Origin of the sequence: Pedobacter sp. (assembly GCF_039594775.1) — a bacterium.
Lineage (GTDB): Bacteria > Bacteroidota > Bacteroidia > Sphingobacteriales > Sphingobacteriaceae > Pedobacter.
Genome location: NZ_JBCNMT010000004.1, coordinates 47,777 through 60,266, shown reverse-complemented (window position 1 = coordinate 60,266; position 12,490 = coordinate 47,777). Strand labels below are relative to the sequence as shown.

6 protein-coding genes are annotated in these 12,490 nt (G+C 42.9%); all 6 read right to left on the bottom strand.

Annotation, left to right across the window (positions count from 1 at the left end; all coding sequences use genetic code 11):
* Window positions 1–6: 6 nt before the first annotated feature.
* Window positions 7–2,436: an alpha-L-rhamnosidase C-terminal domain-containing protein gene (locus ABDV71_RS11815; RefSeq protein WP_343532778.1), complete on the bottom strand. Its 2,430-nt coding sequence runs from the start codon at window positions 2,434–2,436 to the stop codon at window positions 7–9.
* Window positions 2,429–4,210 carry a hypothetical protein gene (locus tag ABDV71_RS11810; protein ID WP_343532776.1) on the bottom strand — a complete coding sequence of 594 codons (1,782 nt, stop codon included), beginning with the start codon at window positions 4,208–4,210 and terminating at the stop codon, window positions 2,429–2,431. Before ABDV71_RS11810 ends, ABDV71_RS11815 begins: the two co-directional genes overlap by 8 nt.
* A 40-nt stretch (window positions 4,211–4,250) precedes the next feature.
* Complete coding sequence (locus tag ABDV71_RS11805; RefSeq protein ID WP_343532774.1) at window positions 4,251–5,357, bottom strand: glycoside hydrolase family 88 protein; 1,107 nt, start codon at window positions 5,355–5,357, stop codon at window positions 4,251–4,253.
* Between the two features lie 42 nt (window positions 5,358–5,399).
* A complete protein-coding gene (locus ABDV71_RS11800; protein ID WP_343532772.1) occupies window positions 5,400–7,556 on the bottom strand; it encodes a polysaccharide lyase family 8 super-sandwich domain-containing protein in 2,157 nt (718 codons plus the stop codon).
* Between the two features lie 68 nt (window positions 7,557–7,624).
* On the bottom strand, window positions 7,625–10,741 hold the full coding sequence (locus ABDV71_RS11795) for a polysaccharide lyase family 8 super-sandwich domain-containing protein (protein WP_343532770.1): 3,117 nt from the start codon (window positions 10,739–10,741) through the stop codon (window positions 7,625–7,627).
* Window positions 10,742–10,844: 103 nt separating this feature from the next.
* Window positions 10,845–12,488 carry a RagB/SusD family nutrient uptake outer membrane protein gene (locus ABDV71_RS11790; RefSeq protein ID WP_343532768.1) on the bottom strand — a complete coding sequence of 548 codons (1,644 nt, stop codon included), beginning with the start codon at window positions 12,486–12,488 and terminating at the stop codon, window positions 10,845–10,847.
* Window positions 12,489–12,490 lie beyond the last annotated feature (2 nt).

Here is a 12,490-nt window from a genome sequence, read left to right as displayed (position 1 = left end):
TAATCGTTATTTAAAAGAAATTTGTTGTTTGCCCCCTGTTAACAAAACCTTTTTCTCGCCGGCGATAAACTCACCTTTCATACCAGTAGGCAAGTCGACGTTTGCCGTATACGAACCATCCTTCAATTTTATATAGCTCACCTTAATTGGTCCCAATGGATGTGGCATTTCACCAGAGGCATCCCTTAAATCACCCAAATTTGGCTGTATAGTAACTGTTTTGAACCCCATTTCCCCGGGTGCTATCCCACATACGGTGGCCAAAAAATCATAACATGGACTAGCGCTCCAAGCATGGCAGTCTGAACGTACCGTTGGTGACAATGTTTCAGGAAAGGTACTTAATCCCAAGGATAACATTTCTTTCCAAGGGCCTAAGGTTGAAAGGTACTGATTGCCCATCCCTGCCTTTTTTAAAGCAGCCGTATAATAGAATCTAAAATAAAGGGTGCTTGAGGTAAGGGTGGTATCGTTCATCACCTTTTCCATTACTTGCTTTTGCTGCTCGGGCGGAATGCAATCGCTCAAGATCCCCCAAATGTTAGCATGCTGACTGAAGGCGGTTTTATCTGGCGAATCTGCCAAAAGCCCTTTTCCAGCGTCATAACAACTTTTAAAAACGGCTTCTTCTATTTTTTTGGAAAGGGCCGCATAGTAATCCGCCTTTTGTGTTTGTCCCAAATAATTGAACAGCGTTGCCGCTTGATCCAAGGTGTAGGCATAATGCAGCGAAAGAATGGAAGAGTTCCCATCTATACCGCCCGGGGGAATACCACTTGGTGAAAAAGTCCAATCCACGAAGTTCCAATAATCGGTTTTACCCAATAATCCCGTTTTTGGGTCCAAACGATATTCGAACCATTTCAGTATAGATTCCATGGGAATCAAATATCGATCGACAAAAGCTTTATCATCACGATACCAGGCATAATCGTAGACCATTGAAATCCAGAAAAGCGAAAATGGCGGAATAAACTTGCCTCCTCCAGCGGGATAGGCATCTCGGGTTAATCCATCTGGTACCCTGGATTGATGAAACTGTTCGATGGCATTTCGTACGAGCCTGTCGTCGCCCGAAACGTACAAGGAAATTAAAGCCTGTATTCTGGTATCTCCAACGTATTGCAATTGTTCGTAATAGGGGCAGTCCATATAGGTTTCGTTGGCGCATAATCGGGCAGTACGCCATCCCACATTCCAAATCTCCTCCAAACTGGCATCATTAGATTTGAAACGGCCATTTTCTTTTAATGGATAAGCGGTGAACGTCGACTGGAGCTTATCCAAGGTCAATGGTTCACCTTTGGTTTCAATATCAAATTGTATATAGCGAAAAGTGCGCATCCATAACGGCCTGAACAAGCGATTTATACCTCCATCGGCTAGAAACACATCATAATAACCTTTAATGTGTTTTCCATCCACTTGATTACGGTTTCCTTTGAGGTTATTTTGATCAAATAGTGATTCGGCATAAGTAATTTGAACTTTCGCATTTTCGCCACGGCTAAAAGTGATTTCGGGATACGCTGTGGTTAAGTTTTTGATATCGAACAAAATGGTGGCTTTGGTATTGGCCGGAATGGTAATTGATCCGTTTTTTTCAAAAGTCTTTGTGATTTTCTGAGCATCCAAATTCAGCAGACGTACTATACCATGTATGGGTTCCAGTTTTTCCTCCATCATTGGGATACTTCTAGGAATAAGATTACGTTTTACATTAAAATACCTAGGTTTGGGCTCCAACAACGGAATCGACCAATTACCATCATTATAGGCAGGCTGCTCCCATCCAAACGGGTACTTTTTAAAGACAACGCTATCGCAACTTCCAACAATATAAGAGGCCAGCCTCGATGCCGGAAATGGCTCGGGAAAATAGGCTTCATTTTTTATCACCTTCCAACTTTTATCGGTATTTACGAGTTTTTCCTTATCACTGTTACCTTGCAGAATAAATCCTGTTTGGAAAGATACCTGCGCAGCGGGCGCTCCGCTGCCCATGTTCCACAACAACACGGCCAGCACATTCTTACCCGCTTTTAAGTTCGGTGCAATGTCGATAGTCTCATAATACCAATTTCTTAAATCTCCCCGTGCCGAACCAAAAACGACAGGCACACCATTCACATACAACCTGTAGCGTTGGTCGCCGGTAAGATGCACCACAAAACTTTCGGGCTTGGCGTCCAGCTCAAACGTCTTCCTTAAGTGGTACACGCCATAATCTTTGAGACCGACCCCAGGACAGGCAATCCACTCGGCATTTAAGGATACCGTAGGATATACAATGGATGGCGATGTGACCTGGGCCTTTGAAAAAACAGTAAAGAGTGCTAGAAAAACTATTGGCAGCAGTTTCTTAGGCTTATAAAAAATAGTTGAGTAGAATATTGCCTGCATAAATTCTTTAAAACTGAAATCTGATCTAATCATTACCACCGTTTTTATTTAATAGTTTTCTATAATGAGCCAGCGTAGTTGCTATACCGACTTCCTGTTCATCCTCATAATAGGTAGTAAGGTAAACCGAAGCACTTTCAGGGTTATCGGTTACAAATTTTTGCCATTGCGCAAGGGTATCATCAAAGTATTTCAGATGCGCTCTTAACTTGACCAAGTCTACCTTTCCCTGCTTTTCTTCTGCATAGGCATTCAGCATTACTTTCCAGGCCGCATCGAACAATTGAAATTTTAGCCTTCCGTAAACCGATGAAATGTAAACAAATCTTTGTGTTTCTTTATCTTTAAAGTGCAGCTCCTTGGAAAGTTTTTCAATTCTTTTCCATATGAACAACGCTTCTGTTTTTTCATCGAGGTAAGCCCTAATGCGGTTATCGGCAATGATTTTATCAAAATATGGTCTAAGGAAGTATAGCCCGGAAATGGTATTGTCCCTGGTCCAGTTCATGTATACCCCTCCCATCATGCTATACTGTCCTTTCATCACGCCATCAGCCGAAAGCAGACATATTTCCCTGAATTTAGGAATATCTTTTTCATCCAGTCCCTTATTTCTGGCAAAGTCATTAAAAATTTCCTCTTCGGTTTTATTAGGATTCTTTGCCCATTGAGCCATGACGATGGCATTCAGTTCGTTCCAAAATTCATTAGTGATATAGGGACCATACCATCCCCCGCCTCTAGACCAAGTCCATACGCCCTTGACCAGCGGATTATTCTTTACCTGATTTAGTGAGTAAGGCATTTTTGTTCCGGAAGCCTTCAGCTCCTCAAAGCCATCTATCACTCCTTTTCCAATATAATTTGGATGTGCACCCTTACCTTCATACTCACGTTGTGCCTGGACTTCCACAATCTGCTGATGTTTACCGATGCCTATACAAGGATTAAATGGAATCCCATATTTGGCTGCTTCATCTTGCCAATAAACATTGAACTTTGAATAATCTGGATCGCCCTGGGTAACAGCGGAACGCCAAAAATCAACGATGGTATGCTTGATTGAAAAATATAGATTTTTATGGGGTTTAACCTGCTCAGTCACTTCCAGATAGTATTTTGGCAACGAATGGAATCTACCGAAATCCCAAGTACGGTAAAACAACTTTTTATTTCTTTTCTCACATACCTCTTCCCTTAAGATATTGATCAGTATAACGTGGTCACTATAACCGTTTACCAAGGGGCTGCCTCCTTTGTGATAGGGGGCGTCATGTAGATAGGTTTCACCGGTCCGGACAATCAGACCGTCCATTTGCGTATATCTGTCAAATATCTGATTGATCAACGAACGGATTGCCTTTTGCGTAAAAGTTTTACCGATATCAACCCGTCCGCTACTGTTGCACATTTCCGCTTTATATTTTTGGATAAGTTCTTCGGGAAATACCAGCATATCCAACATGCAATAAACATTTAATCCGGCCTGTTTTGCTTCGGTATATTTCTGCTGAAGCACTGTATTCTTATCCTCTACCCATTTGCGCCGCTCTGTATTTTCAGGAAAAATATTTTTATCAAAATTTTGCCAATCGAGGCCGAACTGTGCAGCTTCAAAAAGGAAAAACACCTTGGCATCATAGCCTGAGGCCTTTAAAAAGGAAGGGTCTAAAAATTTTGACTTCGTTTGGGGCTCTCCAGGATTATGGTGCACCATATCCATAGTCATTAATTGCTGACCAAACAGTGGCTCGAAAAGAAGGTTAAGCATTACGCTCAATGAAAGGATTCGGCTAATTAATCGCATTGGTATCATTTTTACTGGCCTATTTGCCAATGTTCATTGCTTACTTGTAAAGTTTATAAAGTTCAGATCCGGCAAGTAGGAAAGCGCCCACACCGTACACATCTGTACTGTCATATCCAGCCTTTACGGGCTTGTCGCCGATAGGCTGTACATAGCCCAGCTTACCGTTAGGATGGATGGAGGATAAAAGTGCAGCCCAAGCCTTTTCTACCACAGGCTGATATTTTCTTTTTGACAAAAGGCCGTTATTGATGCCCCATGCCAACCCATAACAGAAAAAAGCGGTACCACTGGATTCTTTGAGATTAAAGGTTATCGGATCATACAAAGAGGCATGCCAGCTGCCATCTGGCTGCTGCAGTGAGGCTATCTTTTTGGCCATTTGCTTGAATTGTTCTTGATAGCTCCGCCTACTTTGGAAGTCTTTAGGCATATTGTCCATCATCCTGGCCAAACCAGCTAACACCCAGCCGTTGCCCCTAGACCAAAAAACCTTTTTGCCATTGGCTTCCTTACGATCAAAGAATCTCGAATCTCGATAGTAGAGACTTTCGTTTTGATCATATAGATAGGCAGAGGTTTTCCACCACAAGGTATCCGCCTTTTTCAGGTATTTCAAATCTCCTGTCGCTTTTGAGAGCATTGCCATGGACGGCGGCCCCATAAAAAGGGCGTCGCACCATGCCCATTCCCTATGGTTGATTTTTGGCACTACTTTGAGTGACTCGTTGAACTGCTTTTTTACAATGGTATCGGCCAGTAGTTGCCATTTAGCAATCATCTTTCGCTCCCTGTGTTCCATATACATGGCCACATACATCTGCGCAATGACATAATCATCTGCAAATAATCTGCTCGGACCAGTGTTCCAGTTCAGTTCTTCTCCAATATTGTATAAGAACTTATCATAAGCTGTGTGGTTATCAATCTGTTTTAAAGCGATAAATCCAGTATACATTGCACCGTTTTCCCATTCTGTTTTAGGAAGTTTAATGATACGCCCTTCCTTCCATTCATTCATCTGCCAATGCGCTACCCTATTCATCACCTTCAATACAGAATCTGGATTACGATTTCCATCACCGTAGGCTACGGTGTTTGCAAACAGAAAACAGATCAATATCGCTCCTAAAACTTTTTTGATCATATGCTTATTTAATATTTTTTTACTTTATGTTTATTTAATGGCTTATTTACTTTTATAGTAATTGCCCACACTATTACCTAAATCATCTCCTTTTGGAAACTTGAAGGCTATTTTTGTGCTCCCATTTTCCTGGATAGCATCTGGACCGTTGAGCAGCTTATTAATAGTGATGTTTAAACCTTCTTGCTGTTGAATCGGATCTGACAGTAAAAATTGATAGCCATTATCCTTCTCCTGCAGCATCATGATTACCGGGCCATCAGAGGACAAGCTAAGCCCTTTGCCCAAATCAACTAAGCCTTGTTTATACATTACCACAAAATATTTCTCATCACATTTTACCACCTGTACATTTTTATCGTTACGGACAACGAGGAATTTATTGTGTACTGCCTTTTTCCTAAAACCCTCTAAGCTATGCTCCGGACTAACTATATAATAATAGCTATCATCCTTCGGCGATGTGCCGTGGTTTAACCACAAGCTAAAAATGGGCTTGCTAATCACTTCTTTGCTGCCTGAGGCATTAATTGAGTTCCAAGTGCCTGTCTGTACCGCATTTTTGACTGTGAGGCTTCCGCCGTTAGGAAAGCTATAGCCTACGCCATCATGATAAACCCATTGCAAGTTGTTGCTCGTAATTGTCTTCAAACTATCGGTAAGTTTTATTCCAGTTAAATCTGTCTCATTGCCATATCTTGTCTCTCCTATCAAGTAACATTGGTTGACCGAAGTGGCCACTTGCTGCGTTCTGATGGCATTAACCCCTGCACCTAGGCACAACATTGCTCCATCGGCAAAAAAATAGGCCTTTTTTGCTTGCACACCGTTATAGGAATGTTGGTAGGCGATTGCACCGACCTTACCATCGCTTATTCCGCCGGCAAATTCATTACTTCCGAAAAGATACCATGGCAAAACGGCCGCCGATTGGTTCATCACCGCCGTAGTACCAGGCACCCGTGTCCAATCCCATATCGGAAAGATATCTTTGTACTCTTCGCCCGTTCTAAGGATGTTGGTGGCCCCCAATGGAAGATTATATCCTTTCAAGTTTTCCCCATTAAGCATTTCGGTACCGTTGGTACGCGTTGAGATTACTTTGGCGGATAGATAATAATCCGGTCCATGATAGGTCATGATATCCGATTTCCAGAAATACTTGTTGCCCTGAAAAGACAGCGGAAAATCGGCTCCGTTCAAGTGGGCCTTCCAGTCTGTAAAGGACTTGGACTGACTCCTATCATTGATTGCCATCTTTTCCAGAACGATTGGATCAATAGAACGGATAGCCCCTGGACGAGAGACGTTACGACCTATGGTACCAAAATCGACAGCATCTTTGTAAGATAACAGCTGATGGCCGTAAAGCAGCAGCTCAGAGAAGATTTTCTTTTTTTCATCAGAAAAAGTATTACTGAATGGGGTATTAGCGGAAAGAGCCATGATTGACGCTACGCTTTCAGCAAAACCCATCCCGTACCCTCCGGAGTATAGCTGGGGACGATGCTGATGAAAACTATTGTCAATTTTAATGCCCTCTATGCCCTGTTCCTCTGCAATAATCAGGGTGGAGGCTACACTCCGGAAACCTTTATCTACTAGTTTCGCATCATTCTCGACACATCCTTTGGCTATGGTAATGGCAGATACCCAAACCCTATTCATTCCACGATGGGCCGGATTATCGGTCAGATCATGAACATAGGAAGAATAATGGCGGAGATCCCTTTCGGGGATCTCCGCTTTCATTAGCAATAAACCGACTAGATAATCCTGTGGCGCTCCAATTTCGTTGAACCACCAATTTCGAGATTTGGGCTTCTTACTGAGATAGTAGTCATACGCCAACAAAATCTTTTGCTTCAGACGAGCGCTCCTATAAAACACACTACCGCTTTTGGCATGGGCAATGGCCAGTAACCTCAGCCTTTTCAGGTGTTCGCCCGCTGGAAAATCGTTCGATACCGAAGTATAATCAATTCCTTCCCAGCTTCCATCCGCTTTTAAGCTTTCTATGATCTCCCTGACTTTTACTTCGTCAACCTTCTCTTTCAAATGATCCTCTCTCAAACGTTGGGCTATCATCTCTACATCATGTTGCACGGCCTGGCCATTTTTCTGTTGCCCAAAAACCGTATTACCGCTTACAGTAATTAGATGCCAAATTGAGATAATGATAAAAAGCCTTCTGACCATTCCTTATTTATTAATATTCAACACCTTATGAATAAAAAACTTACATCAACAACGTATCTCTGTATAGTTTAAAGCTTGAGTAATTTTCTAGCTTTGGTTTCCGAATCACCTTTCAACTTGATGAAATAGACTCCCGCAGGATAGTTTGCTACCGAAAAAGAGGTCTGAGCTTCTCTCGCTATTTTTTTAGCTTCCAAAACCTTACCCTGCAGATCAACCAATTCTATCGTACGGTAAATCCCGATGCCAAAGGTTACATTTACTACCTGTGATGTAGGATTCGGAAATATCTTTACATCCATTTCATCAAGCGTAAAAGAAACGGACCTTAAACCTGCATCATTAATCTTCCCATCCCTGTCGATCTGTTGCAACTTATAATAGTTTACGCCATTTGCAGGCTTCCTATCATAAAATGTGTAGTCGTTTTGGGTAGAACTGTTACCCGCTCCTTTCTTCTCACCAATTTTAACATATTCTCCACCATTTACCGATTTATAAATATCAAACTTATCGTTATCACTTTCCGACATCGTTGTCCAAGCAAGCTTTGCAGAATTTCCTTGGCGAACAGCGGTATAGTTTACAAGCGTCACAGGAAGTGTTGCGTCCGCGTAGGTATTGATAATGCTACTCCCCCTATACTCTGCCAGTGGCAACGTAACAAGAATATCTGTATTTCCCGCAGCGTAGTTGGCGTTTGGTCCAGACAGGTTTTTATTGATAGTCACCTTTATTGTTGTTTCCAGATGGGCAGGATCAGCTACAGCTACTTTATAACCAGTTGCTTCTTTTTCCAGTAGCACGATGGCTTTTTTGTCCGAGGAAATAATGGTACCATCTCCCATATCCGCCGTTCCTGGAGTGTAGAAAATCACCGCATATTTATTCACCCTGTCATTCCTCACGGCCTGTAGGTTACTGTTATTTTGTACGATAACGAAACCATGGTTATTTACCGAAGCTTCAAAATCAACCAGGTTTTTATCTGGAACTACGATATAGCTATAACTTGCATTAATAGGATTGTTGCCATGATCTAGCCACAGGCTAAACACATCCTTTTGTACGGTAGCTGTTGAACCCAATGAATGGATGTCTCTCCATCTGCCGCTCTGCTGTTGGCTCTGTACCGTCACGTTTCCCCCTGATGGAAAAATATAGCCAACATTTCGGTGATGCACCCACTGTATGTTATTTGCGGTAGCGCTATTTCCGCTGAATACCTGAGTACTGCCATCGTTTAGGGTAATATTTCCGGAAAGCAAAGCCTGGTTTACAGAAGTATTGATTGGATTGGAAAAATTACCGTTAATGCCAGTGCCGAGACAAAGCATCGCATCGCCCATCATAAAATACGCTTTCTTGGCCTGTAAGTTCCTGTAATCGCTTTCAAAAGCAATTGCACCTGATTGCCCGCTGCTTACCGCACCCCCGAACTGGTTAGTTCCAATGAGGTAATCGTTCAGTGCCGTAGCAGATTGGTTTCTTTCAGCGGTGGTTCCGGGTACCCTAGTCCAGTCCCATACGGCGTAAATGCGGTCATACTCAAATCCATCGCTTAGGATATTGGTTGCGCCCAATGGTAGGTTATAGCCTTTCACATTCTCGCCATTGATTGATTCGGTACCATAAGTGCGTTTGGAAATGATTTTTGCCGAAAGATAATAGTTGGCTCCACGTTGGGTCATGATATCTGAATTCCAGAAATATTTATTGCCGCGATAGGCCGTAGGATATGGTGCACCAGAAGTGTGTGCGATCCAAGCATCGTAGTCTGCAGCCTTGGTAGGATCAATAGCTTTCATCCTTTCCAATACGTTTACCGGAACAGTCCAATAGTTTGTTGGCCCTTCAAAGGTAACTCCCCGTCCAGACACCCCAAAATCCATCGTGTGTCGATAGCCCAGCAACTGATGTCCCTGCAGCAGCAAATCAGACAATACCTGTCTATTTTGCGAAGTAATGGAATTGATGAAAACCGTGCCTTCAGATAGTTCTATAGCATTAGCAAAATCTGTTAAAATGGACATTCCATAGCTTCCAGATTGTATTTGGGCGTGGTGTTGGTGGAAACTGTAGTCTCTTTTTACCCCTTCATCTCCTTGTACTGGTACGATAACCAGCACCGAATAGATGGCTTTGAAAGCCTGATCTATAAAGTTGTAGTTATCCTCTATACATCCCTTATAGATACTGATATTGGCCACCCAAGCAAGATTTTTGGCATCTCCCAAAAAGGAGTTGACCTGATCTCGAAGGTTTCGCTCCGAATAATTGACCAGTTCGGTTTGCGGCATTTTTCCTTTCAGCAAAAGCAAGGGAACCATATAGTTCTGTGGCCCACCGATATCATTGTACCACCAGTTACTTGATTTGGGGTTCTTGGTCAGGAATCCATCATAGCCCAACTTGATCTTGGACAACATATCCGCAGAGTCATAAAATGGATTACCAGGCATTCGATATGCCCTTACCATATCCTTTAGCCTATTCAAATGTACGCCTGGACGAAAATATTGGTCTACAGTCGTGTAGTCTACATCACTCCAGGTACCGTCAGCCAGCATCGAATTATAAGCACTGGTTACGCTGGTGATATCAAATGCAACAGCGAGTTCTCTTTGTTCAAGGCGTTCGGTAATGGTATTGATACTTGCCTGCTGTTGAGGCGTAAGCGGTTCGGGATCCTGCCCGAAGACTTCAAATTCGGCAATACGGTATCTTGAAGTCATACCCTGAGGGATGGTACCACGTCCGTTACCACTAAAGCGAACGTAACGTGCTGTTACCGTACCCGAAGGCGTAATCTCATCGGTAGTCCTAAATGTCGTTCCTCCTCCCCAAGTGTAAATGGACGACCAAGTAGTGGCATTATTAGACACCTGTACCTGATAGGCATTTGGCGCATAGTTATCTGCATACTTTAGTACCACCTTGTTGATTTTATACCCCCTACCCAAGTCGATATAAATCCACTGTTTGAAGTCGGAGCCATGTGAAGACCATTTGGTAGCCACGTTACCGTCATTAACATTGGTGGCAGCATATTGCGGTGTGGCGTCCTCTACGCTTTGGGCAACAACGGTTTTATAGAGTGCAACGTTAGTTTGCGAAAAACTCTCGACCGATGCCATACTGCCCAAAAACATCAGTACAAGCGCTGCGATGATACATTTTTTCATAAAATTCAGTTATTAGTTCTCTAGGGGCAAAAAGCCCTAGTGGTTCGAGAAAATGAAACTGATGCGTCCCTATTTGGGTACGCATCAGCTAACCAAATTCCTGTTAATAGTATCCCTCGTTTTGAGGATAATTCTTTGCCCCACCAATTACTCGATCGATCTGTTCCTGAGGAATTGGGCGCAACACGTGATAAGGCTTAATGTTAGACGCTGCACGTGTGTTGTATAATTTAATTCTCTCCAACAACTTACCAGTTCTTACTAAATCAAACCATCTCATATATTCGGCATTCAATTCCCTTGCCCTTTCATCCAAAATAAAATCGATGTTCAATTGGGCAGAAGTAACCTCCATAGCCAATTTATTTGCTGCCGTCACCGCGGGGTCAGTAGAGACAATCGCCGCACGTTTTCTTAGTTCATTCACATAAAAGACAGCTTCTGTAGGTTTATTATCCATCATCAGCGCCTCAGCTGCGATCAGATAAGTTTCTCCCAACCTGAATATGATCAGGTCTTTAAAACCATTCACGTTGTTGGCATCTAATCGCGTAGGGTCAATATGTTTAGAAGACATTGGGAATGAAGTGCCACTCTGTTGACTTGGAGAGATGATTGTGTATTTGGCTGCATTTCTTTCTGCCTGTGTGGGCTCATAATCCGTCATGAGTATAGCCAAATCGCCCAATGCCATGGTCACAGATTTACCACTAATCGTGTAGGTTCCCGGCTTGTTACAATACCATCTGGTTTTAAAAGATTTTTCCCAACGGGAATCGATGCTCTTGTTGTACAGACCCTGCATATATGGGGTTGACCTATAGTGGTTGTATGGCCTGCCATTGGCAAGGTCACGTTGCATACCAGGCAGGTTGTCATATGCCGTTCCAAACCATAGGTGCGAATAGTTTCCAAGGTTGCTTACAGATCCACCCGCAAGCGGGTTGGCATCATACTGACAAGAAAATATCACCTCATTATTTTTACCAGGAAGGAAAATCGAGGCGAAATCTGATAATAGGGTAAACTTGTTAGAGGCGATTACCTCTTTTGCCAAAGTCGCTGCTCTGGCATAGTCTGTAGCTTCTTTAGCCGTCGAACCAGCCTTTGCCAAATATACTTTTGCAAGCGAATGCCTAGCTGCCCAGGTCGTAGCTCTGCCATAGTCAGGGGTAGTCTGCGGCAAATTCGCCACCGCAAAATCCAAATCGGCTATAATTACTTTATAAACGTTGGCGATAGGCTCTCTTTTTGCTTCGTTGGAGGCACTTTCGGTTGGTGTTAACGGAAGCGATATTGGCCCGTAAGTTTGTACTAGCAAGAAAAAATAATGCGCTCTCAAAAAACGTAGCTCAGCTATCCTTGTATTTTTCAACTGGGTAGGCATATCAACCGTTTCAGCAGCTTTCAACACAGAGTTACAGGTGTTGATTGCAGAATACATGGCGGACCAAGGACCTCTGGATGCAGTACTGGCTGGGTTTAAACCCACATCATAATCATTAACGTAAGAAGTACCAGCGCCAAAGGTGTACTCATCACCGTAATTGGTAATCCAAGCGCAATCCTGTGAGGTGCCGTACCATTTCCTCAGTTGTGAATAAGCAGCTTTTACGCCGTCCTCCACTCCGGCAGGTGTATCGTAATACAGGTTTGATATGGGACTTCTAACGTCTTCTTCCAATAATTTCTCACAAGACGTAAAAAGCAACATACTAACGGCAATGGCTATATATATCTTTTTCATAT

Bases quoted from the DNA above. Each gene is read 5' to 3' on its own strand.
- ABDV71_RS11800 (WP_343532772.1), bottom strand. From the start codon at position 7,556: ATGGTCAGAAGGCTTTTTATCATTATCTCAATTTGGCATCTAATTACT.
- ABDV71_RS11795 (WP_343532770.1), bottom strand. From the start codon at position 10,741: ATGAAAAAATGTATCATCGCAGCGCTTGTACTGATGTTTTTGGGCAGT.
- ABDV71_RS11810 (WP_343532776.1), bottom strand. From the start codon at position 4,210: ATGCGATTAATTAGCCGAATCCTTTCATTGAGCGTAATGCTTAACCTT.
- ABDV71_RS11790 (WP_343532768.1), bottom strand. From the start codon at position 12,488: ATGAAAAAGATATATATAGCCATTGCCGTTAGTATGTTGCTTTTTACG.
- ABDV71_RS11815 (WP_343532778.1), bottom strand. From the start codon at position 2,436: ATGATTAGATCAGATTTCAGTTTTAAAGAATTTATGCAGGCAATATTC.
- ABDV71_RS11805 (WP_343532774.1), bottom strand. From the start codon at position 5,357: ATGATCAAAAAAGTTTTAGGAGCGATATTGATCTGTTTTCTGTTTGCA.